25 protein-coding genes, 1 tRNA gene and 1 riboswitch are annotated in these 24365 nt (G+C 51.5%); of the genes, 16 read left to right on the forward strand and 10 right to left on the reverse strand.

Annotated elements, in window-relative coordinates:
• Positions 1-54: 54 nt before the first annotated feature.
• On the forward strand, positions 55-1185 hold the full coding sequence (locus ACFR81_RS10105; RefSeq protein WP_343876373.1) for an SGNH/GDSL hydrolase family protein: 1131 nt from the start codon (positions 55-57) through the stop codon (positions 1183-1185).
• Positions 1186-1267: 82 nt separating this feature from the next.
• On the forward strand, positions 1268-2410 hold the full coding sequence (rlmC, locus tag ACFR81_RS10110) for a 23S rRNA (uracil(747)-C(5))-methyltransferase RlmC (RefSeq protein ID WP_190617833.1): 1143 nt from the start codon (positions 1268-1270) through the stop codon (positions 2408-2410).
• Here the strand turns inward: rlmC and ACFR81_RS10115 are convergent.
• Complete coding sequence (locus ACFR81_RS10115; RefSeq protein ID WP_190617834.1) at positions 2407-3051, reverse strand: GNAT family N-acetyltransferase; 645 nt, start codon at positions 3049-3051, stop codon at positions 2407-2409. The genes rlmC and ACFR81_RS10115 overlap by 4 nt on opposite strands.
• Positions 3052-3281: 230 nt before the next feature.
• Here ACFR81_RS10115 and ACFR81_RS10120 point away from each other — a divergent pair, with 230 nt between their 5' ends.
• Positions 3282-3800 carry a TetR/AcrR family transcriptional regulator C-terminal domain-containing protein gene (locus ACFR81_RS10120; protein WP_190618574.1) on the forward strand — a complete coding sequence of 173 codons (519 nt, stop codon included), beginning with the start codon at positions 3282-3284 and terminating at the stop codon, positions 3798-3800.
• Between the two features lie 49 nt (positions 3801-3849).
• Here ACFR81_RS10120 and ACFR81_RS10125 read toward each other — a convergent pair whose 3' ends face one another.
• Positions 3850-4347, reverse strand: a complete 498-nt coding sequence (locus ACFR81_RS10125) for a mycothiol transferase (RefSeq protein ID WP_190617835.1) — start codon at positions 4345-4347, stop codon at positions 3850-3852.
• Positions 4348-4628: 281 nt separating this feature from the next.
• Here ACFR81_RS10125 and ACFR81_RS10130 point away from each other — a divergent pair, with 281 nt between their 5' ends.
• On the forward strand, positions 4629-5543 hold the full coding sequence (locus ACFR81_RS10130; protein WP_238398010.1) for an isochorismate synthase: 915 nt from the start codon (positions 4629-4631) through the stop codon (positions 5541-5543).
• On the opposite strand, the gene ACFR81_RS10135 is transcribed toward ACFR81_RS10130, so the two are convergent.
• Positions 5540-6337, reverse strand: coding sequence for a 4'-phosphopantetheinyl transferase family protein (locus ACFR81_RS10135; protein WP_190617836.1), 798 nt, complete (start codon positions 6335-6337; stop codon positions 5540-5542). The genes ACFR81_RS10130 and ACFR81_RS10135 overlap by 4 nt on opposite strands.
• 99 nt (positions 6338-6436) lie before the next feature.
• On the opposite strand from ACFR81_RS10135, the gene ACFR81_RS10140 reads away from it, so the two are divergent.
• Positions 6437-7342, forward strand: coding sequence for an RNase H family protein (locus ACFR81_RS10140; RefSeq protein ID WP_151145233.1), 906 nt, complete (start codon positions 6437-6439; stop codon positions 7340-7342).
• A 47-nt stretch (positions 7343-7389) separates the two neighbouring features.
• Here the strand turns inward: ACFR81_RS10140 and ACFR81_RS10145 are convergent, their stop codons facing one another.
• The 4 genes from ACFR81_RS10145 to ACFR81_RS10160 all read right to left on the reverse strand — a co-directional run bounded on the left by ACFR81_RS10145 (position 7390) and on the right by ACFR81_RS10160 (position 10481).
• Positions 7390-7680: a WXG100 family type VII secretion target gene (locus ACFR81_RS10145; RefSeq protein WP_068169223.1), complete on the reverse strand. Its 291-nt coding sequence runs from the start codon at positions 7678-7680 to the stop codon at positions 7390-7392.
• Positions 7681-7886: 206 nt separating this feature from the next.
• Positions 7887-9368: a sensor histidine kinase gene (locus ACFR81_RS10150; RefSeq protein ID WP_343876374.1), complete on the reverse strand. Its 1482-nt coding sequence runs from the start codon at positions 9366-9368 to the stop codon at positions 7887-7889.
• A gap of 63 nt (positions 9369-9431) precedes the next feature.
• Positions 9432-10136 (reverse strand): response regulator transcription factor, encoded by a 705-nt coding sequence (locus ACFR81_RS10155; protein ID WP_369796753.1) that lies wholly within the window; start codon positions 10134-10136, stop codon positions 9432-9434.
• A 108-nt stretch (positions 10137-10244) separates the two neighbouring features.
• A complete protein-coding gene (locus ACFR81_RS10160; protein ID WP_145173787.1) occupies positions 10245-10481 on the reverse strand; it encodes a hypothetical protein in 237 nt (78 codons plus the stop codon).
• A gap of 107 nt (positions 10482-10588) precedes the next feature.
• On the opposite strand from ACFR81_RS10160, the gene ACFR81_RS10165 reads away from it, so the two are divergent.
• Positions 10589-11218 (forward strand): DUF3027 domain-containing protein, encoded by a 630-nt coding sequence (locus ACFR81_RS10165; protein WP_190617838.1) that lies wholly within the window; start codon positions 10589-10591, stop codon positions 11216-11218.
• A gap of 21 nt (positions 11219-11239) precedes the next feature.
• Here ACFR81_RS10165 and serC read toward each other — a convergent pair whose 3' ends face one another.
• Positions 11240-12370, reverse strand: coding sequence for a phosphoserine transaminase (gene serC / locus ACFR81_RS10170; RefSeq protein WP_343876375.1), 1131 nt, complete (start codon positions 12368-12370; stop codon positions 11240-11242).
• A gap of 233 nt (positions 12371-12603) precedes the next feature.
• Here serC and ACFR81_RS10175 point away from each other — a divergent pair, with 233 nt between their 5' ends.
• The 3 genes from ACFR81_RS10175 (at position 12604) to ACFR81_RS10185 (ending at position 14983) form a co-directional block, all read left to right on the forward strand.
• Positions 12604-13296 carry a metal-dependent transcriptional regulator gene (locus tag ACFR81_RS10175; RefSeq protein WP_068169214.1) on the forward strand — a complete coding sequence of 231 codons (693 nt, stop codon included), beginning with the start codon at positions 12604-12606 and terminating at the stop codon, positions 13294-13296.
• Between the two features lie 419 nt (positions 13297-13715).
• A riboswitch (cyclic di-AMP (ydaO/yuaA leader) is annotated at positions 13716-13862 on the forward strand.
• Positions 13863-13866: 4 nt separating this feature from the next.
• The gene (locus tag ACFR81_RS10180) at positions 13867-14484 is read left to right on the forward strand and encodes a C40 family peptidase (RefSeq protein WP_151145248.1); all 618 of its coding nucleotides are present in this window, start codon (positions 13867-13869) and stop codon (positions 14482-14484) included.
• 268 nt (positions 14485-14752) lie between these two features.
• Complete coding sequence (locus ACFR81_RS10185; protein ID WP_145173776.1) at positions 14753-14983, forward strand: hypothetical protein; 231 nt, start codon at positions 14753-14755, stop codon at positions 14981-14983.
• Here the strand turns inward: ACFR81_RS10185 and ACFR81_RS10190 are convergent.
• Entirely contained in the window at positions 14919-15890 is a 972-nt protein-coding gene (locus tag ACFR81_RS10190; protein ID WP_343876376.1) for a DUF4031 domain-containing protein, read from the reverse strand. The genes ACFR81_RS10185 and ACFR81_RS10190 overlap by 65 nt on opposite strands.
• A gap of 91 nt (positions 15891-15981) precedes the next feature.
• On the opposite strand from ACFR81_RS10190, the gene ACFR81_RS10195 reads away from it, so the two are divergent.
• Positions 15982-16054, forward strand: a tRNA-Arg gene (locus ACFR81_RS10195).
• A gap of 115 nt (positions 16055-16169) precedes the next feature.
• Here ACFR81_RS10195 and ACFR81_RS10200 read toward each other — a convergent pair.
• Positions 16170-16850, reverse strand: a complete 681-nt coding sequence (locus ACFR81_RS10200) for a hypothetical protein (protein ID WP_343876377.1) — start codon at positions 16848-16850, stop codon at positions 16170-16172.
• 385 nt (positions 16851-17235) lie between these two features.
• Between ACFR81_RS10200 and pcrA the strand changes: the two genes are divergently transcribed.
• The 6 genes from pcrA to sucC all read left to right on the forward strand — a co-directional run bounded on the left by pcrA (position 17236) and on the right by sucC (position 24355).
• On the forward strand, positions 17236-19758 hold the full coding sequence (pcrA, locus tag ACFR81_RS10205; RefSeq protein ID WP_377148946.1) for a DNA helicase PcrA: 2523 nt from the start codon (positions 17236-17238) through the stop codon (positions 19756-19758).
• A gap of 131 nt (positions 19759-19889) precedes the next feature.
• On the forward strand, positions 19890-20492 hold the full coding sequence (locus ACFR81_RS10210; RefSeq protein WP_343876378.1) for a CAP domain-containing protein: 603 nt from the start codon (positions 19890-19892) through the stop codon (positions 20490-20492).
• Positions 20493-20515: 23 nt separating this feature from the next.
• Complete coding sequence (locus tag ACFR81_RS10215; protein WP_343876379.1) at positions 20516-21109, forward strand: CAP domain-containing protein; 594 nt, start codon at positions 20516-20518, stop codon at positions 21107-21109.
• Between the two features lie 81 nt (positions 21110-21190).
• A complete protein-coding gene (locus tag ACFR81_RS10220; protein WP_068169192.1) occupies positions 21191-21841 on the forward strand; it encodes a sarcosine oxidase subunit gamma family protein in 651 nt (216 codons plus the stop codon).
• Positions 21842-22007: 166 nt separating this feature from the next.
• Complete coding sequence (locus tag ACFR81_RS10225; RefSeq protein ID WP_343876380.1) at positions 22008-22940, forward strand: CAP domain-containing protein; 933 nt, start codon at positions 22008-22010, stop codon at positions 22938-22940.
• Positions 22941-23188: 248 nt separating this feature from the next.
• Positions 23189-24355 (forward strand): ADP-forming succinate--CoA ligase subunit beta, encoded by a 1167-nt coding sequence (sucC, locus tag ACFR81_RS10230; RefSeq protein WP_068169186.1) that lies wholly within the window; start codon positions 23189-23191, stop codon positions 24353-24355.
• Positions 24356-24365 lie beyond the last annotated feature (10 nt).

A 24365-nucleotide genomic window follows, 5' to 3' on the forward strand; every position in this document is an offset into this window, starting at 1 on the left:
ACACTTTCATGTAATCGCACCTCACATTTCGCTTATCTACAACTGGAGACAATCTTGAAAAACTCATTCCGCTCCCTTTTAGGTGGTGCTGCAACTTTGGCACTGGTTGGAGCTTCGGTACCCGCATACGCAACTACCACAGGTACTACTGGCGATCCTGTCTCTGATACCTGCATCATTAATGGGCCAAAAGCTGAGCACCAGACAGATCAGTCCTGCGTTGCCCTGAAAAAGTTCGCTGAAGAAAACGGCATGGGTAAAGCAGACGGTGCGGGTACTGCACAGGAACCCGGCGTAACGAACGTTTATCGTCTGAGCACTTATCTGTTCTCCCAGCACTTTGAAAAGGGCTGGCTGGTGTATTCCATGGACACCGGTGCGGTACATCCGATGAGCGATGAAGTTTATGATTTCTGGACCAATCCCCAGAACAGTGATTTTAGCCGCGAGATTTTCCGCATTGGTCTTCCCGTTGATTACCGCATGGATTTGTCGAAAGACCCCGCTCATCCAGGCTCTGGAATCACTACTGTTTTTGATAACGGTATGAATGATCACCGGTTCTATCTTCGATTCGATCCTGCCAAGAACCGCGTGATGGACTATGCTGAGAATTTTTCAGGTAAGGGTCTCAGCTGGTCTGACTCAATTACTATTGATGGTCCGTTCCCCAGCCACGCAGATTTAGTCTCTACGGGTCTCAAAGACGCAGGATACGAACCTCACGACGCGGGATATATTGAGACTTCTCTGGCATCATTCCCTTCATTCAATAATCTGGCGTCTTTGATGGAAAAACATCTGATTGCGCTTCCTGAAGGAACCCCTTGGGTTGTGAATGTGGAAACTACTCAGCTGGATGCAACTAGCAAAGCAGACCGGGAAGATACGCTGGAGAACGCACGATTTTTGGCGCAACAGCTACACCAGGTTTACCCTAATTCTCATATCGTCTTCCACGGTGTACTGACCGCTGACGATGAGACAGAGATTAACACTTTCAACGCTCAGATGAACCAGGCAGTTACTGAAGAGGGCACAAGCTTCGTAGATACCAGTGGCTGGGTTACTCGTTATAACCTCAAGCCTTATATGCAGAGTGATAGCCACATTTTGAACGAAACGGGTGTGCAGAAAGTCTCTTACCAGATGAAGTGGGCAATTCGCCACGCTATCGGGCAGTAATAAATAGCGGTTCCATATCTGGCTTGAAGAGCATTGCACGGCGCCGTCGTCCCCACCCCTTTCGGGTAGGATGGGGTGCGCTATGCAATGCTCTTATTTTGATGCCCACCTGTGCCGCTCCTGTTCAGCTATGGGCGTGCCCTACGCTCAGCAACTTCAGGCGAAAGACGAGGACGCCCGCGCGCTTCTTCAGCCAGATGACTCAGTAAACTGGTTGGCTCCTCAATCGTCGGAGGAAAGCAAATTTCGAAATAAGGCAAAAATTGTAATCGCAGGAAGTGCGCAGAACCCAACCTTAGGGATCGTGACACGGGACGGGCAAGGCATTGACCTCTCGGGCTGCGGTCTATATGATCCAACGATTTCTGCCATGATGCCGGTCCTACGAGATCTTATTACGCGGGCGAAACTAACGCCTTACAACATTGCCACCCGCAAAGGTGAGCTAAAAAATATCCTGGTGACAGTGTCATCCTCCGGTGAGTCCATGATTCGTTTTGTAATACGTTCCAAAAAGTTACTCGTGGCCATCCGTGCTGAAATTCCGTGGCTTCAACAGGAAATTACAGGGCTCAAAGTAGTGACTGTGAATCTCCTCCGTGATCCTGTGGCGCTGGTTGAAGGAACCGAAGAGATTATTCTGACGGAGCAGCAGACTTTGCCCATGCAACTAGATCAGCTCACCCTCCACCTTCGTCCGCAAAGTTTCTTTCAGACCAATACGGCTATTGCCAATGCCCTCTATCGGCAGGGACAAGAATGGATTGAGGAAGTTCAACCTGCAAGCGTGTGGGATCTTTACTGTGGCGTGGGCGGATTTGGGCTACATGCTGCGCTCGCATCAACTGCTCAGGTCACCGGAGTAGAACTGAGCGCGGAGGCTATTGAGAGCGGACGGCGAACCGCCCAGGATCTTGGCATACGTACTATTAATTTTCATGCTGAGGACGCCACGGCATTCGCTCTCAGTACCAGAGACGACTACCCCGACGTCCTCGTTGTGAATCCGCCGAGGAGGGGCATCGGTAAGGAGTTGACCGACTGGATTGAAAATTCCTCTATCAAAACGGTCATTTATTCCAGCTGCAACGCCCGCTCCCTTGCTCGTGACATGGAGCGTATGCCTTCTTACTGTTTGCGCGCGGCGAGGGTCTTAGATATGTTTCCCCAGACCTCTCATTATGAGGTTATTACGCTACTTCAGCGCGACGTAGAGCCCCGTTAGGAAGAAGGCACTGCGTTTCTACAGGCCGGATCATCTTTGAGTAGGTCTTTTTCGAGAACGTAGTAGGAGGACGCATCTGCCCGACGAGCGAAGCGGCTCAGAATCGGCCATTTAACTTTTTCTTTGCTCTTGGTGACAAAACCAAGTTGGTGGTAGAAAGCCAGCATCTTCTGGTAGTGCTCGGGTAACTCGACGACCAACTGAGTCTTTCCTAGCTCACCCGCTAGTTGCGAGGCGTCACGAACCATTTGACTGCCAATGCCCTGCCCCTGAAAATCTGGGGAGACGACGAGTGCCTCAATGTGGAATGTCTCCGGCGTCAGCTTAATCTCCGCTCTTTTGTAGCAAATAAAAGCAAGCCATTTTCGGAAACTTGAAAAGACGCCAAAATGTCGAGTAAAAAAGCGGAAAGTGAAGTTCAATGCGTGGGGGAAATCCTGGGTCTCAAAGAGCGCTACGCCAACGAGTTTTCCTTGTCGAGTTACCAGAAGAAGATTATCTTCGCTGATTCCTTCTGCGATAAGGGCTACACATGCTTGTGAATCCGAGGAATGTAGCCACAGATGATGTACTTTACTCATGTGAGTTTGATAAATGAGTTGGGCGATATCGAGGCGAGTATCGGGTGTGAGGCTGTTCATAAAGTACTCTCGGAATAAGATGAATAAAAGGTATCTACTAGTCAGAGTAGAAAAATTTGTTTCATTAAAGCAATAAACATTTGCCGTTGAGACCGTGGAATACGCAACAGAAAAGGGGTAGTATGTCCCCTAAATAGTTAGCAAGGGAGAACTCTTTGAGAGCTCGCAATCATGCGGATCGCCGTGTTCGGAAAACACAGAATGCTTTGTATCTAGCCCTCGCGGAAATAATGCGAGAAAAAAATCTTTCGTCCATCACCGTCAGTGAACTTGCGGAAAAAGCGGATATTCACCGAGCCACTTTTTACTCTCATTACACTGACATCGATGAACTTTTCGAACAAATCCAAAAAAATACTTTTTACGAAATAGAGCAAATTTTCGCTCCCGATCCAGTTCTAGGCAAAAATATGAATTCCGATGAAATCTTCGGAAAACTCATTGCTTTTGTCTATGAAAATAAAGAAGTTCTTCGCATGTTTTTAGTGGAAGCTAACGCACGCGTCTTCTACCAAAAGCTGGGCGAAATCGTTGAAGAGATGTACCTCGATATCTTCTGGCAAGAAGTTAAGAACCTTAAAACAGAAGAAAACATTAAGTTCCTCGCCAAATACCACATCCAAGGTTGCCTGGCAGTTATCAGCGCCTGGGCAGAAGACGATTACCGGGAGTCCCCCGAGAAAATCGGATCCACCCTTGCCAAGATCGATGCCCACTACGACCGCTTCATGTTTAGCCTCTTCGTCTAAATAAGAATGAAATCGTAGTGAGCAACGCTCAACAAAAACAACGAACGATTTACAGCTGCCCGGCAGCGTAGGCTACCTGACCTGCGTGCTGGGCAGCGTCGTCAATCATGGATACCAGCCGCGCACCGCGGGTTACCGGCGGATCCCAGCGAGTATCAATGACCTCATCCAAATCTTCGGGCGAAAGACTGCTTACATAATCTACGTAAGCAGCTTCGGCCGCCTTGACGTACTCCACCAGTAGCTCTTTATCTTCAATGACGAGCGAACGGGCCTCTTCGGAGCTATGGCCGTAGCCCACTGAATCACCGATCTCACCAAGGTTAAAGCGTTCGCGGAACCCTTGGGTTTTCCAGACTTCCTGACCCCCAAGATGCTCTACCTGCACGTCAATCTCTCTTCCAATATGCCAAACCAGCCATGCAATCGAATTATCGTGCCCTGCGGGGTGTGCATTCAACTGTTCGGCTGAGAGACCTTCTAACGCGCGGGTAATTGCTGCTGTAGGACGGGAGATAGCATCGGTTAATAAATCTGCTACATTCATTGTTTTCTCCTTGATGTAAGTAGGGATACTTTCACTTTATCTTTGAGCAAGAATAATTCAAGAGTAAAATAACGCTTTGAACCTAGCGTTGACGAAAGAAGAAGACCCTGCGCACCCCCGACTTCTCTGAGTTTCTATTTACTCGAAACGACCGTACGCTCACCGTCTCTGGTGAGCTTTTTCGCGTATGCGAAGAGAACGCCTTAGAGATCGCGCAACGTCAAGGAACCGGCGTCGTCGGACTTGTACCTTTCGACCCGCAGGCACAGCCTTACCTCGTGGTGCCAGAACGGTGGGAGAAAACACCTACGCCCCAGCGCCCCGTGCATAAGTTGCCCCAGCCCTCTTCGCTGGAGGGTATAGATAACCCCGGCTACAGACAGGCGGTGGCAACCGCCGTCCAAAAGCTCAACGACGGTGAATTGGACAAAGTAGTGCTAGCCCGCTTACTACATGCTAAGTATGAGGGGCAAACACTGGACCCCGAGACGGTTTACACTAATCTTCTAGCTCAGCAGCCCCGCGCATTCGTTTTCTCCGCTAAGCTCCCCGGGAGCGATCGCTACCTTATGGGGGCTTCCCCCGAGCTTGTCTTTCACAGCGAAGAGGGGGCATTCACAACTCACCCTCTCGCGGGCACGGTCTCCCGCACTGCCCTTGCAGGAAGCACTGATGACGCTCAGCTCGGGGAGGCACTTCTCCGTTCCGCTAAAGACCGGGCAGAGCACGCTACGGTGGTCGACGATATCCGTCACCGGCTAGAATCTCTCACCGAAGAACTTCACGTACCTGCCGTTCCTTCGCTGATGGCTACCCCGCAATTGTGGCACTTGGGAACTAAAATTTGGGGAAAATTACGCCCGGGCATGAGCTCCTTGGACGGGGCACGCGCTATCCACCCCACCCCGGCAATTTGCGGATTTCCAACAGAGTCTGCTCTCGACCTCATCCAGCAACTAGAAAATTTCAATCGCGGTTTCTTCGGTGGCCTGGTGGGCTGGATGGACGCGCAGGGCAACGGCGAATGGGCACTCGTACTTCGATGCGCCGAAGTCAGCGAAACTCAGGCTACGCTTTTTGCTGGAGCAGGAATCGTTGAGGGGTCAACACCTGAAAGTGAGCATGCTGAAACCGCTAACAAGCTTGGCTCTTTTGGCAAAGCACTAGGAATCGATACCACCGCCATCGCTCTCTAACGAGGTTCTAACACTCGCTTTATTTCCACAGGGGTAGTAACTGCGTGGAGAGAAACAGGGCGGGGACGGTCCAAAGCCACTGCAATAAAATATTCTCCCTGTACCAACCAGGTGAGATGAAATAGCTTGTTTTCCACTTCGCTCCGCTCAAAAACAGCCGTAGTAGTGAAACCCGAGACTTCATCAATCGAACGGGGAAAATCGTCCATCGAACAGCGCACACTGTTTAAGCCTGCCGGTAAACCTGCGCCGACTGCTTTGAGTACCGCTTGCTTGCCGGTCCAGAGCATCAACCGAATCATCTGCGCGGTTTCTTGAGGCTCCCCTTTAAGTGCTGCCGTTTCCTCTTGAGTGAGCGAGATCCGGTCGTAAGTATCAAAAAAACTACCGCGCAACCGCTCGACGTCCACCCCCAACTGGGTGGCGTCTTCGAGCGCCATATCTTCAGCGATGAAAACCCCCACCGCTAGACCGGGAGTGCGCGCCATATTAAAATTAATACCCTCTATACGAGGCTTTCCGTGTTCTCCACCTGCCGTACACAAAAGGCACGAGCGGTGAACGGGAATTTCTGCCGCTTGCGTAGGGCGCACACCTAAAGCTGTAGCGGCAATAACTCTCATCAGCGAGTGCTGTGCTGCAAAATGTAACGCATCATCTGCTTGACGGAATTCGGCTGCTTGCATCTGTTCAGCTAACCCTACATACGAAAGCCAGGTAATCCCGTGCCCTGAACGCAGTATGCTGGTGGGAACCGCAAAGAGGTAGGCCGTAGTAGCTGAATCAGAACTCATAGTTGTTATAGTATCGGCTCTCACCTCTGAATCACTGATAGAAATCTTTCGCTGAGCACTTTGCCGATCTCAGCGCAAACACTTTAAAGTAGGTTAATAATGACTTCCGAAATTATCGCTGCTGCAGACGGCTCTGCCCTGGGCAACCCAGGCCCTGCAGGGTGGGCATGGTATGTCAACGACGAATGCTGGGGAGCAGGCGGGTGGAAACACGGAACGAACAACATGGGCGAGCTAAAGGCTGTGCTAGAACTGCTCAAATCCACCGACCACGTTGCCGACCGACCCTTGAAAATCCTCTGCGATTCGAAGTACACCATTGACTCACTGACCAAATGGAGGCACGGATGGAAGAAAAAAGGGTGGAAGAAGGCTGACGGCAAACCTGTTCTCAACCTAGATCTCTTCAAAGAGTTAGATGCTGCTTTGGTAGGGCGAAAGTGCACTTTTGAGTGGGTCAAAGGTCACGCTGGACATCCCATGAATGAAGCCGCCGACGAGCGAGCACGCGCTGCCGCAACAGCGTATCGAGACGGCAAAACTCCGGCGCAGGGACCCGGGTTCACTCTTGGTGAGCCGGTGGAGAATAAAACATCAGAGGCAGTTTCCCCGTCTCTATCTCATAGTGTCGAGAACGCGCCATCTACAACGGCAGATAGTTCTTGTGCCGCGGCTGTTGACTCAGAAAAAAATCTCTGGGAAGAAAGCGTTTTTTCTGATGAATCGACAGTACGGAGAATCCTTAGCGAAGACTTCACCTGGGTAACTCCGACGGGGAAAATCATTAATCGAGATACAGTTATCCAGTTTCGTCTCAATGCCTTTCAAAGCGTGAAGGAACCCGAAATTATTGCCACCCAGAGCTTGGGCCCCGATGCCGTCCATATTCTTTCAACGGTGCAGACCCCTCGCGCGAACGTGATGCGAACTAGCCTGTGGAAACGCACAGGAGGAGAGTGGTGCCTGGAATTTCGACAGGAAACTGCAATTCCACCGGCACGGTAGGTAAAAGGAGAGACGAGAACCCGCCTCGTCTCTCCTTCTCCTCTTGGCTAGCCTACGAACATTGCAGCGTTTGCACTTTCGGTATCTGCGTAGTTCACACCTGCACGCGAGAGAGCCTGATTGATCTGTGCGATTGATTCTTCCACCTGACTCTGAGTTGCTCGCCAATTACTCAGTACGCCCTGGAAATTGACGGACGCCGCGCCCGTCCACGAACCTTCAAGATCTTGAAGAGAAGCAGTGAGTGCATTGACCTCTGAGGCAATACTCTCTACCTGCGCGCGAGCAGTAGCGCTCTTGGACGCAATAATTTCTGAATCGACAACGAACTGTGCCATGAGTTTTCTCCTTGAAGTAGGCCATAGAAGCAATCAATATGAAGGGGAACAGCTAAGTACTGTTCATGTTTTCTACGCTAGAAGAAAATGGCGAGTGCGACCGAGAAATAAAAAATCTGTGGATAAGCAGCCCCAGAAAACCGGGGTAGAAAAGTTATCCACAGACCTCTAGTACCCGGTTTCTAAACCGAGATGAAGAAAAGAGCTTAGGCGCGAAGCGAACCGGTAGAAGAGGGAACCTCAGTCTGCAACGGGAAATCCAGGGAGAACGTAGCTCCGCCGCCGGGCGTCTCTAATACCTCAATTGTGCCTTCATGTTGCTGCACGATTCCTGCCACGATGGACAGCCCTAGACCCGTTCCGCCTGTCTCTCGGGTGCGCGATGAGTCGGCGCGGTAGAAGCGTTCAAACACTTTTTGTTTTTCGTCCCCGTGAATGCCAGGGCCGTGGTCGCGAACCTGAATGCGGGAGATTTGCTGACCACTTTCAGAAACATCGCTACCCACCGCAATTTCCAGTGGAGTTCCAGCGGGGGTATAACGAATGGCATTGGTCATGAGATTAGCTATCACCTGGCGGATGCGCGACTCATCACCCACAATCGGTGCCGAGCCTGGTTCTTCATCGTCTTGTAAGCCAACTACTACAACCTCACGGTCAGGAGCGGTGGCGAACGCGTCTTGGGCGGCATCGATGGCTATATTGAGCAAATCGAGAGGCTTGTTTTCAGCTTCCCGGCGCTCATCGATTCGCGCTAAAGTCAGCAAATCTTCAATCAGCTGACCCATGCGTTTTGACTCTGCTTCAATACGGCTCATTGCGGTAGCCACTGCCTCATCAGTTTGCAGCGCTCCTTGGCGGTACAGCTCTGAATAACCGCGAATAGATACCAGGGGAGTGCGGAGTTCATGGGACGCATCGCCTACAAAACGGCGCATTTTGACTTCGGAGTTTTTCTGAACTTCAAAGGCTTTTTCAATATGCGAGAGCATCGTGTTGAGAGAAGAAGACAGCCTACCAATCTCAGTGTATGGGTTGTACTTATCCATGCGCTGAGAGAGATCGCCGGCGGCGATTCGCGCCGCAGTCTGCTCCACTCGTGCAAGGGGCTCAAAGGCACGCGTGACCATCACCCAACTCATAGCGATAGAGGCAAAGAGAGTTGCCAAACCAAAAGCGAGGGTGAGGATAGCAACGAGAGCAACGACGGCGTTGGTCTGGTTCAGAGGAGTGGCAATAATAACCGAATAGTCGGTGCCATCAGCGTTGAACGGCATAATGCGCCATTGCGAGGTGCTGTCCGTAGAATCCACCGTGAACGCCTTGGCGGAATACTTATCTACTTTCGCAGCGTCCCAACCACTGATATTGGGGGCAACATTGTTGTTGGAAATACTGGTGATTGAATTGACTACTTTGCCGTTAGAATCTAGTAAATAAGCCTGAAACCGCATCAGAGGACCGGTGGTAGGAAGCTGATTGCCATCGACCATATAGTCGGTCAGCATCTGAGCGTTGGACTTCATCTCCTCGTCCAACTGCTGAACCATTTGCCCGCGTAGAGCAGAAATCGCCACTAACGACGTTACAGAAATAGCTAAAGCTAAGAGAAAAGCTGTTAAAAGAACCAGCTGAGTGCGCAATGAAAGCGCCCCCAGCTGGCCAATTTTTTGACGAATCCTGGTCACGTTACTCCATTGATATGGTGATCCGAACTCACGGAAAGTCGCTAGAAGTTCGAAAGGAACTTTTTACTTTGAGGTGCGCAAGAGATAACCCACACCGCGTTTGGTGTGGATAAGCGGTGTCTGATCCGGCATGTTATCAATCTTGCGGCGCAGGTAAGAGATGTAAGACTCAACAATGGAAGCATCGCCGTTGAAGTCGTATTCCCACACGTGATCGAGAATCTGTGCTTTGGAAAGTACCCGGTTGGGGTTAAGCATCAGATAGCGCAACAGCTTGAATTCGGTGGGGGAGAGATCGATTTCGCGGTCCCCACGGAATACTTCGTGGGCGTCGTCATCCAACACCAAATCGCCTACCCTCAGACGGGAATCATCCAGCTCGGACTGCTGGGTGCGGCGTAGCACAGCGCGGATACGGGCTACTACCTCGTCCAGGCTAAAAGGCTTTGTGACGTAGTCATCACCGCCGACGGTGAGACCGGTGACTTTGTCTTCGGTGTCATCTTTTGCCGTCAAGAAGAGAACGGGAAAGAGACGACCTGCGCTACGGAGTTTGCGAACCACAGTGAAGCCGTCGAGGTCAGGCATCATGACGTCAAGAACCGCAAGGTCGGGGTTTTCTGTCTCTGCCTTCTCCAGTGCTTCACGACCGTTAGCTGCGGTAACGACCTCAAACCCTGCGAACCGCAAGGACGTTGCGAGAAGTTCGAGGATGTTGGGCTCATCGTCTACAACGAGTAACTTTGCTTCAGGCTGATTAGTATTCACAACTGATATTTTGCCAACCTATTCTGTGTACTAGCTGAATTAAAAGCTGAAGAATCCTGGAGTTAGCTGAAGGGGATGCGGCCAGCGGAAGGCTCTTAGCCTGAACTCTTAGGTGGTTTTGCGGCGCACCATTAAAAGAATCAACGAGGTCAGCATCAGAAGAAAAGCGATGGGCAACAGAATCATAGTAAGCCAGGTTAAAACATAGGGCGGATTGAGTTGTGCCCAGGTCATCAGCAACATAGCGACGCCGGCAAGGATAGAAATTGCCGCAAGTACCCCACCTATGATGGCTAGACTGCGGACAGGCCCATCAAAGCGGGGTGAAGTTGTTTTCTCGTTCATTCCTTTAAGCTATCAATCTTTATCCTCCGAACAAGAATAGTTGTGCTCTTTGCTGTAAAAGGCCAACGGTTTTAGCGTCGCTTGCTGTTTCACGCTTTAATAGGGATATGTCAGAAACGGTAAATACCAACGAATCTGTTGTAGAAACTGAAACTATGCCCCAGAGCCAGCTTTCCACTGCGAATGAGTCTTCTGCGGGTACGCAAGATGCTTTTGCTGTCTCTGCAAACGCTTCGGCCTCAGCAGGTGAATCCGTATTTGGTGTGCCGATGAAGCGTCGTCGTACATCGAAGATTGATCCCCAGCTGGCGGAAGCAAAGGATGTTGCTCTGCGAGCAATCGAAGAAATCGCTGATTCCGCTGCAATTGGTCCTGTGCATCATATGAGGGGCGAAGAAGAGCGCCTCACCACTCATCTTTTTGAATGCACTATGCCCGGTTACCGTGGGTGGTTCTGGTTTGCCACACTCTCTCGGGCGCCGCGCTCGAAAGTCGCTACGGTGTGCGAGGTCGGCTTGCTGCCCGGCGATGATGCTCTGTTGGCTCCTGCTTGGGTCCCCTGGGCTGAGCGTACGAAAGATATTTCTGCGGCAGAAAAAGCTGAGCTTGACGGCGATTTCGAGGGCGAAGAAGACGAAATTGAAGATGTTGAAGAGGGCGTAGAAGAAGACCTCAACGAGGAATCTATCATCACTGAAGAGATAGAAGACCTCGTGGAGTCTAAGGAAATCGACTAGCGCTTCCTCTTTTATGTGCTTCTACTTTGCGGCGAGGTCTTCTACCACGTAGTCAATGCAGCGGAGTAAAGCTGAGACATCGTCTGGTTCGATCGCGGTAAAAGTAGCGATACGTAGCTGGTTTTTTCCCAGTTTTCGGTAGGGTTCAATATCGACCACGCCAGCTTGCCGTAGTGTCTGAGAAATTCGAGTAGCGTCAATCGACTCGTCAAAATCAACGGTGCAGATAACGTTTGAGCGATGCTTTGGATTTTTCACAAAGGGTGCGGCATAGGATGATTTTTCTGCCCAGCTATACACTCTGGACGCCGATTCGGCTGTACGTTGTGCGGCGAAAGCGATCCCGCCTTGCTGATTGAGCCAGCGAACCTGCTCAGCGAGCATGACCAAGGTGGAAAGCGCCGGAGTGTTGTAGGTCTGGTTCTTACGGGAGTTCTCCATCGCCGTGTGCAGGTTGAGTGAATCCGGTATCCAGCGCCCGCTTTGAATAATTTCTTCAACTCGGGCGATTGCTGCAGGTGAGAATACTGCTAACCAGAGACCACCGTCGGAGGCAAAGTTCTTCTGGGGAGAAAAGTAGTAGACGTCGGTTTGGCTGATATCAACAGCTAACCCGCCTGCGGCGGAGGTTGCGTCGATGATAACTAGCGCGTCGTCGTCGATTCCTGCGGGGCGAAGAACCGGGGCAGAGACTCCGGTGGAGGTTTCGTTCTGAGGCCAGGCGTAAACATCAATTCCTGGTTGAACTTCCAGCGTCGGCATAGATCCGGGCTCTGCAGATATAACCAGCGACTCCTCAAGGAAGGGCGCCTTAGCGGTTGCTTGGGCAAACTTGGAACCAAACTCGCCAAAAGATAAGTGCTCAGCACGGTGTCGAACCAGCCCGAACGTAGCGGCGTCCCAGAATGAAGTGGCACCACCGTTTCCCAGAACAATTTCGTATCCCTCGGGGAGTCCGAAGAATTCCCTGAGCCCCTCTTGAATTTCTTTCACCAAATTCTTCACCGGAGCTTGGCGGTGAGACGTTCCCAAAAGCTGGGCCCCTGCTCGGGAAATTGCTTCCACCTGCTCGGGGCGCACCTTCGAAGGGCCGGCACCAAATCTGCCGTCCTGGGGTAAAAGTTCCTGGGGGACTGGGGGGAATGTATTCACGATTACTCCAATGTCTCGGCTGAATCCATTGCGGAGATGACTCAACATGTGGTTTTCTCCTATTGTGCCCTCGACTACACTATGGAGTAAAAGTGTTACGGAAACCTCTCACATTGTGCTTCGGTTTCTCAGTTGTGGATACCTCGAATCCCAGCATTCAGAAGTAGGGCATAAAATATATAGAGCCTATACGTACAAGTAGTAATAGGGCTTGAATCGAGACAGAGGAAATAATGACTGATCTTATTGATACAACTGAGATGTATCTGCGCACTATTCTTGAGCTTGAAGAAGAGGGAGTCACTCCCATGCGTGCTCGAATTGCCGAGCGTCTTGATCACTCTGGTCCTACTGTTTCGCAAACTGTGGCTCGAATTGAAAAGCATGGGCTGGTTGAAGTTGCCGAGGATCGTTCACTACAGCTCACTGCTGAAGGGCGCAAAAAAGCCGTAGAAGTCATGCGCAAGCACCGCTTGGCTGAAAGGTTGCTTGCCGATGTTATCGGTTTGGACATTGCTTACATTCATGATGAAGCGTGCCGCTGGGAGCATGTCATGAGTGAGCGAGTGGAACGCCGTCTGCTTGAAATCCTCAATGAGCCAAAGTTTTCTCCATATGGCAACGCTATCCCCGGCTTAGAAGAACTCGGCGCTGAGTCCGAGCAAAATGACGCGCGGACTGTGAGTATGGCCGTGGCAGCTCAAGATTCTGGCCCGGAAGATCGCTTTACGGTCACTCGATTTCCTGAATCTATCCAGACCGATATGGAGTTGCTGAAGGAATTGGGTGACGCCGGCATCGTCTATGGCGCTACCGTTTCGGTCGTTTCGGCTGCAGATGGAGAGGTTCGGGTAGAAGCTGATGGTGAGGATGCCCCTCTTCACCTCTCTGCTGATGTTGCCCAGGCGGTCGTCGTCAAGCGATAAATTGTCAGTTTGCTGATGAAAGTTATATGTTTGTGACCTTTGGTCGTTAAAAGGGGCATTTTTGAGGTGAGAACCTCCAAAAGTGCATGATGTGAGCTATCTCCTTTAGGAAAAAATATATCGTTTCGAGACCTTCACGATGTTGGTTTTGTGTGTGAATGTGGGATTTTCCTGAGTGCTTTTATCAGTGTATCTCCGGTATTTTAGTGGGGTTGGCGATAAAAAATACGTAATATGTAACTTGGAGACTTGTGGGATTATTTGGGGTTTTTGAAGGAGCTCAAAAAAATTTCGTAACCAAAACGTGACAATTCGGTTTTGACTGTGTAATGTCTTTCTCGTGCCAATCACTGGTCGGAAAGGCACCCTCGAAACAGAACGCCTAGTTCTGCCACTGTTTCAACGAGGTCACAAAATTTATAGAAAATGTTTTGGCAGAAGCGGGGGACCCAATCTTTGGGTTCTTTCATAAAGAGCCCTTGGGGTGAAGTTGCAGATCTAAATGTAACCGAGTGAACCTTCTACTCGAACCCGACAGCTTACCTCGTGAGGCAAACGGAGGAAATTCAAATGGCAAAGAGCACCGCTCGTCACATGGCAGCTAAGAAGAACAACATTGCACGTAACGCAGGTGCAGCAGCAGTTGCTGGTGCAGCACTGATTGGTTCTGTAGCTCCCGCAAATGCTTTCGCAGTAGCAACCCCCGCAGCAGTGGATTCCACTCCTACTCTTGTTGACTACGCATCATCCACCTCATACTCCACCAACGGCGCGGCAGTTGAGAACACCACCGCTTCTGTAAAGACTCAGGATTCAAAGACTCAGAACCTTGAAGGTAAGCGTGCAGCTATCGTTGCAGGTGCATACGATGGTATCGGTGGATCCTACGTTTGGGGCGGCGAGTCCTACAAGGCTTGGGACTGCTCAGGCTTCGTATCCTACGTATTCGCACAGCAGGGCATCAACCTTACCTCCTACACCTACGCAATGGCAGGCGAGCTGACCCCTACCTCTAACCCCCAGCCCGGCGACATCGTTTTCACTAACGGTTACGCTCACGTTGGTATCTACGTTGGTAACGGCGAAATGATCTCCGCTCTTAACCCCGGTCAGGGCACCTTGAAGACTTCGGTTGACGGTGGCGGATTCATGCCCGTAGACGGTTACTACACCGTTGCAGGTCTCTAAGCCTTAGGGTTTAGTTTCTAGAACTTTGAAAGGGGAGCTCGCCCAGCGGCAGCTCCCTTTTCATGAACTCTCATTCTGGTCTAATGTAGTGAGTGTTCTCAAAACTTTCTTTCTTTAACTGAAAGAACAACCCGCCGAGTGAATCGGTAGTGCGGCCCAGTACGACCAGCAGGGCCGCATTTTTTATGCCTTCTTTTCCAGTAGGCAGGCAGTTGCGCTGGGCGAACGTCCAGACTATACGCACACTAAACCTATTAGAATGGAAAACATGCCTACTCAATTTGAAAGCCCCACCAGCGGATCTGATCAAGAATTCACCTATATGGCGGTTGGAATGGTTGGTGGTGCGATACCCGGAATTATTATCGGTCTTATTATTGCGATGTTCGCTGGACATGCGGCGATGTGGGTTTCCATTACCGGCGGCATCGGCATTATTCTGGGCCTTCTGATTGCCCGGGGACTGTATAAGAAGAAAAAGAATTCTTCTCGGCCGTAGCTGCTAGCTGCTCAAGCTCTGTATGTATATTGCGGCGGGCGTCTTGCTCCCATAGCGCCTGACCCTGCGGAGAGAGATAAATGGATTCTCGTGCAAGAAAACCTTTCAGAACTTTGATTCTTCCTGCTCTGAAATCCTCATCGCTGATATGGTCGTATTCGAAACGAACCGCCTGGGCGTACCGGGTGTAGCGAGCTGAATCTGCAGCTAAAATCGCCATGTCGGCGTCGAGAAATAAAGCAAAATCCTCGGCGGAGAGTGTGCTTAGGAATTGGGGTGAGACCTCGTGAGTTATTGTTGCCTTAATGAGCTCGGTAACTTCTTCAATCTCCTGCGTATCAAGTACTCCAGTGCTGACCAGCGGCGTTAACGTATCGGCAGCGTAGTCGGCGGAAGCTCGCTCATCCTGACCGGGATTACCGTCGTAGACGACGTCGTGAAACCACGCGGCGAGTATAGCGGTTCGGGGTGGGGCGTCGGGGGAATAGAGTGTATCGAGAGCATTCAGCATTTCGAGTAGATGTGCGCTGTTATGATAAGCCCGCGTTGAGGCGCTCCACTGTTCGAGGATGTGCTCGCCGAGTTCTTCATGGTGGGGGAGTAATGAATCCCAGCGCACTAGTAGCGTATTTTTGATTTTTGGCGGACGCTCTTTGAGGGGGACCCGCAACCCGGAGCGGATGAGCCTGCGCGTCAATTCGCGGCCGTCTACCGCTACTGCTCCTGCTTCGATGAGGTGATCGTAAATCTCTGCGGGGACATCATAGTGGTCTAAATCGAACGCTCGTTCTGAAAGAGAATTAGCTCTGGCGAATGCGTGGAGCTCAGCCAGAGAAGTGTCTGAAACTAAATGCGAGAAGACCGTGCCATGAGCAGGCCAGGCGGGAGGGTCAATCAAAATCGTCACGCCTCAAGTCTGGCATACCGGTTGGGATTGCGCCGAAAGGGTAGCTATACTGAGGAGAGTCTTTTTGAAGGCTAAATCCTTTGCAAAGCTAGCCCTCGTAGCTCAGGGGATAGAGCACCGCTCTCCTAAAGCGGGTGTCGATGGTTCGAATCCATTCGGGGGCACAAACGACAACATTAAAAACGACCACCAAAGTGTCAACCTGACCAGCATATGCTGGTCAAATATGCACTCTGGTGGTCGTTTCTTGTTGAGCTGAAGAAGCGTGCCGCCGTCTACCTACCGAATCGGCTGCTGACCCTTCAGCGCGCCGCGGGAGAACGCATCAATCTTGCCCTGCACTAGTCGGACAGCCATCCAGCCCAGTTGCACCCAGCATGCAATAAACAGAACCCAGCGCACAGCAACCAACAAAGCTGCTACGCCTACCGGGCCTGTTGCCGGGTTCGCCAGCGCGGCGTCGAGAACAAAATTGCCCAGAATAAAGACAAGCGCCCAAAGAACCGGCACCGCCATCATCAGCCGCGAAACAGTTTTGGCAAACTGCGAAGCAGAAATCATAGCTACCCACGCGCCAGCAAAAATCAAGGGGAAAATCAACCCGGAGGAGCGATGGATGTACTGGTATTGCACCAGCATGTCACGCCCCAACCCCTGGTTTACGGCTAATGCATGCTGTTGATCAAACCAGAATTTCAGTTCCGAAATAGTAGTTCCTGCTCGCTCGCTCATCTCCGGCAGCACCCACAGATAGTAATAAAGCATGAGTAAAACAGCAATCACAAAAGCCACGCCAGCGAACATGAAGGATTTGCCGGATTCCGGGTTAGCTTCAACAGAATCATGGCGTACAGACTGAGTGCGGGCTTTGTGCGCCGTCTCAGCAGGCGGTGCAATCGTTGTTTTAGCTTCAATATTGTTGCCGTAGAGACGTTTTTTCTGACCTTTTGAAAGACCCATGCAAGAATCACCACTCCGTCTATAAAACTCTGTCTTCACCATTATGGAACATTTAGGTGTTTGTCTGCGGCGAAAGTCTTGCTCTTCGAATAAACGTTCGGGTTAAACTGGGTATGCGATGGACTATCTATTTGATGAAGAAGACAGCTTTATGCCCCCGCGGTCGCCCCAGGCAGAGGACGCGGCGTCTACCCATGCCGCCCTGCCCCATTCAGCGAGCGGGGGGAGCGCAGACGAACCTGACTTCATCGAGCCCTTTGCAGACGATGAACCTGAGTGGGAACCCACCGAAGAGCCCATGCCGAACTTCGACGTCCCCGACGATATTGCAACAGCTGACTTTATGCCCCCTGCCTACCAGGTGGGCGGCTACGGCATGGATGACATGTACGCACCCGCGGCGATGTCCGAATGGGATCACGGCTCGCCAGCCGCGGAGCATCTAACTGAGGGACTGAATGAGCAGCAAAAAGAAGCTGTCATCCATGGTGGCTCACCACTTCTGATTGTTGCTGGCGCGGGTTCAGGTAAAACCCGTGTGCTCACCCATCGTATTGCCTATCTGCTGGCGACCGGACGGGCGCATCAAGGGCAGATTCTGGCTATCACCTTTACCAATAAAGCGGCAGCTGAGATGCGAGAACGCATCGAAGAGCTTATTGGCCCTCGTGCTAAACAAATGTGGATTTCTACGTTCCACAGTTTTTGTGTGCGCGTTCTCCGCCGCGAAGCAAAAGCGCTGGGTTTGAAATCCACTTTCTCGATTTATGACTCCGCCGATTCGCTTCGCTTGATTACCCTGGTGGCTAAGGGGCTGAACCTTGACCCTAAGAAGTTTGCTCCTAAGGCTCTGCAGAACAAGATTAGCCAGCTCAAGAACGAACTGGTTGATACTGACGATTTCTCACGGAATATGAATCCCTCCAACCCCTGGGATATGGCGATTAATAACGTCTATAAGGGTTATACCGAGCGGCTCAAAGCAGCTAATTCGCTAGATTTTGATGACCTCATTGGGCAAACCGTACACCTCCTCCGTACTTACCCTCAGGTAGCCGAGTATTACCGCCGCCGTTTCCGCCATATTCTGGTGGATGAGTACCAGGACACCAACCACGCCCAGTACGCGCTGGTGCGAGAGCTGGTCGGTACCAACCCGAAAAATTCAAACGAGCAGACTCCGTATCCTTCGTCAGTTGAACCTGCCGAACTGACGGTAGTGGGTGACTCAGATCAGTCCATCTACGCCTTCCGTGGCGCTGATATTCGCAATATCACTGACTTTGAGACGGATTACAAGAACGCTCGCACTATCTTGCTGGAACAAAATTACCGTTCCACCCAAAATATCTTGAGCGCAGCTAACGCAGTGATTGAGCGTAACAAGGACCGCCGCCCCAAAAAGCTGTGGACGGCGTCGGGCGACGGCGCAAAGATTACCGGCTACGTCGCCGAATCTGAGCACGCTGAGGCACGATTTATCGCCCAGGAGATTGACCGACTTCGAGATGATTTTGATGTTGCCCCCGGTGATATCGCGATTTTCTACCGCACTAACGCGCAGTCCCGAACCATTGAAGACTTGCTCATGCGCATGGGCCATCCCTACCGGGTGGTCGGCGGAACACGCTTCTACGAACGAAAAGAAATTAAAGACGCGTTGAGCTACCTGCGCATGCTGGTGAATCCTGACGACGATGTCAACGTACGTCGTATTCTCAACGAACCCAAACGAGGGATTGGCACTACCACTGAAGGTAAAGTTGCAGACTTCGCCCAACAACAGCGAACTTCTTTCATGGCGGCGTTGCGCGCCGTTCATGACGTCCCTGGTTTAGGTGCCGCCGCTCAGAAGAAAATTGCTGCTTTTGTGCAAATGGTCGATGACTTAGCGCAGCTGGCGGCCACAGAATCCGCTGCAACCTGCCTCGAAGCTGTGCTAGAGCAAACCGGCTATCTGCAGGCGCTTCGTGAGTCAAATGATATCCAAGACGAATCACGCGTAGAGAACCTGTCCGAGTTAGTCGATGCTGTACGCGATTTTGAAACTGAAAATCCAGGTTCCACACTTGAAGAATTCCTCGAGCACGTGGCGCTGGTTGCCGACGCTGACCAGATCCCCAATAAACCCCGGGCAACCGACGGCGGCGAAGGCCCCACCGCCGCTCAAATCGCCGCTGAGGTTGCAGAAGCGCGCTCGCAGGGCGTAGTTACTCTGATGACGTTGCATACCGCTAAGGGTCTGGAATTCCCCGTGGTTTTCTTGACCGGTATGGAACACGGGCTTTTCCCCCATCAGCGGGCCCTGACCGATGAGGGGGAAATGAGTGAGGAACGTCGCCTGGCGTACGTGGGCTTGACCCGCGCTCGTGAACGCCTGTACCTAACTCGCGCGGAAAACCGTTCGATGTGGGGACAGAGCCAGTTCAACCCGCCCTCCCCTTTCTTGGAAGAAATTCCTGAAGAACTCATCGAATGGAAGCGCCTGGGTACCCTGATGGGTTCGCGGATGAGTGGTGCTGGCACTGACCGAGGCTTTGGTAATCGCGGATTTGGCGCTTCGACTGGGTCCTCTTGGGGCAACTCAGTTTACTCACAGCGCTTTGACTCGCCTGCTGGCGGCGCGGGGGAGCGACGGCGTCCGGCGGAGCCGTCTACCAGTGCAGTCAACGGCTCGGCAGCTTACGGCTTGAAAGCTGCCGCACGCGGTCAGAACGCAGCTCGGGTTCAGCAAAAGAAGGAAATTCCGTTGCTGAACGTGGGTGATCGGGTTGAGCACTCGACCTTTGGTGAAGGCAGCGTCATTGCTGTGGAAGGTGCTGGGGATAAGACGGTTGCCAAGGTGAAATTCGCGAGTGAAGTGAAGCGGCTTCTGTTGCGCTATGCGCCCCTGAAGAAGATTGAATAGAAGCTAAAAATTTGTACTTAAGTATAAGTTGACTAGGCAAAATTCTTTTTAGAGTGATGAGTATCAGTTGTACGGATAACTGAAATTTAAACCACAAAAGGTCACTTTTGACCTCTATCGAAAGAATTGTGATGAAGTCTCTCGCAAAGAAATGCACCGTCGCTTTGTCTGGAGTTGCTCTTGCCTTCTTGAGTGTTGCCCCTGCTCAGGCGGCTTTTACAGGGGGTCTTACTGGAACTCCTTCAACTCCTGCATCCCAGGGCACTTTTGCACCTACAGAACCCATACCCATGACTATCTGGGATGTTGCCCACGCACGAATCGGAATCTATGAAGATATCAATCAGGTAAGAGCTCAGCACGGACTCAAGCCCGTTACGTACAGCAACACTTTGTCGTGGACGTCCAATAACTGCCTGGGTCAGATTTTTCAGAGTCCTTACCAGCTAGATCGCCCTTGCTATAACTTCACTTCGCCTATGGTGCAGGGATACAAGGGGGCAGGTCAATCTGTGGTTCGTGCAGCTCAGATTGATGAGGTCGTCCCTCAGCTAATGGCAACTCCCTCAGGCCGTGCAAAGATTCTCGACCCTAATCTCACCCACGTAGGTTCCAGCATGGGTTATCTTGCCCCGGGAGATAAACGCTTTGTAATCACTTTTGCTTCTTACTCCGAGAACACAGTATTCCCGCAAGATGACTCCAATCTCCCCCGTACTTCTTGGGCTGGATAACGACTACTGTTTGAGGAAAAACTATGAAACTATCCAAAATTGCTACAACCTTTGCCATGGGCAGCATTGCACTGGGCGTTTTCGGTGCAGCATCCGCTCAAGCCGCTCCCATCCAGATCGAGAAGGATAGCGATATCGCTATCTCACCGATGTGGTGGAATCCCGAATGGGATTACCGCGACACCATCAACGGTCAAATGGCTATGTTGAGCCAAATCAATGCACAACGTGAAGCCGCAGGCTTGCCCGCTCTGAAGTACAGCAATTCGTTGAATTCTGTCTCAAGTGAGTGTTTGAACCTTCGTGCAGCTTCCGGGTTGGAATACTCCTGCTACAACTTCAATTCACCCTCTATGCTCAAAGGCTGGAAGAGCGCTTCACAATCAACTTCTTTCGGCGTTTCGGCATACGACGCGGTTGATAATAAGTTGATGAAGCGGACCAGCGAGCGGGCAAAAATTCTTGATCCCAAGTACACCCACGTAGGGTTTGCTCTTCGACCGGTTGATCCTCTGGATAAATCCAATGTTCAAATCGTCATCACCTACGCCGCTTACCCCGGTGGAACTACTTCGGCTGAGGACGAAGAATTGCCACCGACTATGTTCCCTATGTAAGCACAGCCGATAGCGCAATCTTTCCGATGAAAAACTAAATATTTAGCGTGAGGAACGGAGGGGTAAAACCGTCATATTGATATGACAACAACCTCCGTTCCTCTCCCGCATACAGATCTTGAAGAAGGAATTGCTCCTTCCACCGCGTCTGAATTTGCCGAAGACATGGATCGTCTGAGCGATAACAATCTCCAGATTCAAGAAGTCCCTTCACTGACTTTGATGCGTATTGAAGTAGACCCTTATTCTGAGGCTGCGCGCCGTATGCAGAAAGTTTTGGGTGCTGAGCTACCCAAAGCCCCCGGCAAAGTATCCGGTGATAAAAAGGCCCAGGAAATTTTCTTTGGTACCCGCAAAGTTGTTGCGTGCCTATGGGTGCATGAAGATACTTTTTTGGTGGTCAGCCAGGTAGATCCTGCAAAGCTGGGACGCGCGCTCAATAGCGCCCTGGGCAAAGATCCCGGGTTAGTTCTAGACGTCTCGTTCAACCGGTCGGTGCTTGAACTTGCCGGTTCCGATATCGCAGAAGTTCTCGCCCGAACTGTGAGTTTTGAAGAAAACGCTCCTAAATTCTTTGGAGAGGGCAGCGCTTGGCGTTGTAACGTCGGAGAATCAGAAGTAATGCTGTGGCGTATTGGTGAGCACCAATATCTTATGGTTCCCCGCAACTCTCATACCCCCGGTGTGGTGGTGTCAGTCTTCGACGCGATTGAGGAAGTTAAAGACGCATAAAGCGCCACAAGGCAAATATTGAGCGTACAGCAGGTGTAGTTTTAGGGACGACTAGAGGCATTTGTAGCGTCTGACCAGCACAAATGGAGCTTTATTCGAAGTGTGAGTCCTCTCTAGACTTCAAAGGTAACTCGTCAACGATCGACTACTTTGAAAGAGAGATGACATGTCATCTTCACTGCTTCGCGGCCTCGCCGTTGCCCCAGCTATTTTAGTAGGTGTAGGTTCCTTGAGCGTCACCAACGCTCAAGAAGCTCCTTCTATCGAAGAAAAACCAGCGGTTCTCTCCTCGGCGTCAACCTTTGCAACCTCAGATGTTGTAGCTGCTAGGGCACAGATTCTCAAAGAGACAAATCGCGTGCGAGCAGAAGCTGGTCTTCCTCCTCTCAAACTAAGCAATGTCTTGAATAGCGTGGCTCAGGGGTGCTCTCAGCAGCAGGCAGCGCAGGGATATATGGCGCACTGCGATAACTTTGCGAGTAAATTTCCCCAGGGGTGGATCACCGCTTCAGAAAATGTGGCTGCGGGGTACTCGGTTGGGCAGGTAACTACTGGATGGCGTAATTCTCCAGGACACTACCGCAATATGACCGATCCTAAAGCGACTCATATCGGTATTGGTATTGCTTACGGAGCAGACGGCACCCCTTACTACACCCAGAATTTTGCGGGATACGCACCGGGTACGTTGCCTGCATCGGACAGCGCAGACGCCCCCGCTACTCCTAAGCCTGCAAAACCTGCTCCGACGAAGCCAGCGAATCCGGCACCGACTAAACCTGTTACGCCAAAACCGACTGAGCCCAAACCTGCTACCCCCATACCTGCTCAGCCCACGCCGTCCGCTCCAGAAGCACCTGCAACTATTCCTGCCGATGACTCCTGGACAGCTCCCACCGACTGGTCCATCCCCTCAGAATGGAGAATCCCCTCGGAATGGGGCGACCACAAGTCGTGGGATAGCATCAACGCCTGGATAGAGGCCAGCGGGTGGAACACCGCCAGCGCCTGGGACAGCTTTGCTCCTTGTGGGTCGTTCCCCGCATCGAGCTACGATTGGTATTCCTCCCCAGCCGATCAGAACTCGACTTATCTGTAAATAATCAGCAGATTTCGAATAAAAATTTCTTAATGTTCGCCAAGAACGTGAGTTAGACCTGCAAAGTTGCTCACTACCGCCTAATTTCCGCTAAAGTTGCAGACGAAAGAAGTTTAGTGGTCTGCCTCTCTGACTGAAGGTCGTTTTTACAAAAACACACCTTGAGCAGAGAGGCTCACCGCCAGACTTCTCGGGTAAGAGAGCTGACACCGAAACAGTCAGCAATACTTCGACGAAGAAGGAATCCAGTGGACCTGTTTGAATACCAGGCACGCGATCTGTTCGAGAAGCACGGCGTTCCCGTACTTCAGGGCATCGTTGCCTCCACTCCAGAAGAAGCAAAAGCAGCTGCTGAGAAGATTGGCGGCGTCACCGTTGTTAAGGCTCAGGTTAAGGTCGGTGGCCGCGGCAAAGCCGGTGGCGTTAAGGTTGCTAAGACCGCAGACGAAGCATTCGAATACGCACAGCAGATCCTGGGCATGGACATCAAAGGTCACACTGTCAACCGTGTGATGATTGCCCAGGGCGCAGACATCGCGGAAGAATACTACTTCTCCATTCTGCTCGACCGCTCCAACCGCACCTACCTTGCAATGTGCTCGGTAGAGGGCGGCATGGATATCGAAACCTTGGCTAAGGAACGTCCCGAGGCGCTCGCTAAGGTAGAGGTCAATCCTGCTAAGGGCTTGGACGCTGAAAAGGCTCAGGAAATCGTTGAAGCAGCTGGTTTCGCTGCAGATATCAAGGATCAGGTTGCCGAAGTTCTCGTAACTCTCGGTGAGGTCTTTGACAAAGAAGACGCAACTCTCGTTGAGGTTAACCCCTTGGTGAAGACCGGCGACGGCAAGATCCTTGCTCTCGACGGCAAGATTTCCTTGGACGACAACGCTGATTTCCGCCAGAAGGACCACGAGGCTCTCGTTGACAAGTCAGCAGAGAACCCCCTGGAAGCTAAGGCAAAAGAAAACGACCTCAATTACGTGAAGCTGGACGGCGAAGTCGGCATCATCGGTAACGGCGCAGGCTTGGTTATGTCTACCCTCGACGTCGTTGCTTACGCTGGCGAGAACCATGGCAACGTAAAACCCGCTAACTTCCTCGATATTGGTGGTGGCGCATCCGCTGAGGTAATGGCAAACGGCCTCGATGTCATTCTCAACGACGAGCAGGTTAAGTCTGTATTCGTTAACGTTTTCGGTGGCATCACCGCATGTGACGCCGTAGCAAACGGTATCGTCAAGGCTCTGGAAATTCTCGGCGACAAGGCAACTAAGCCTCTCGTAGTACGCCTAGATGGCAACAACGTTGAAGAAGGTCGCAAGATTCTCAACGACGCTAACCACCCCCTCGTGCACCAGGCAGACACCATGGACTCCGGTGCTGACAAGGCTGCTGAGCTCGCTCACAACGCGTAAATTCGCCGAT

It is taken from the genome of Rothia amarae, assembly GCF_042677725.1.
GTDB classification, from domain to species: Bacteria; Actinomycetota; Actinomycetes; order Actinomycetales; family Micrococcaceae; genus Rothia; species Rothia amarae.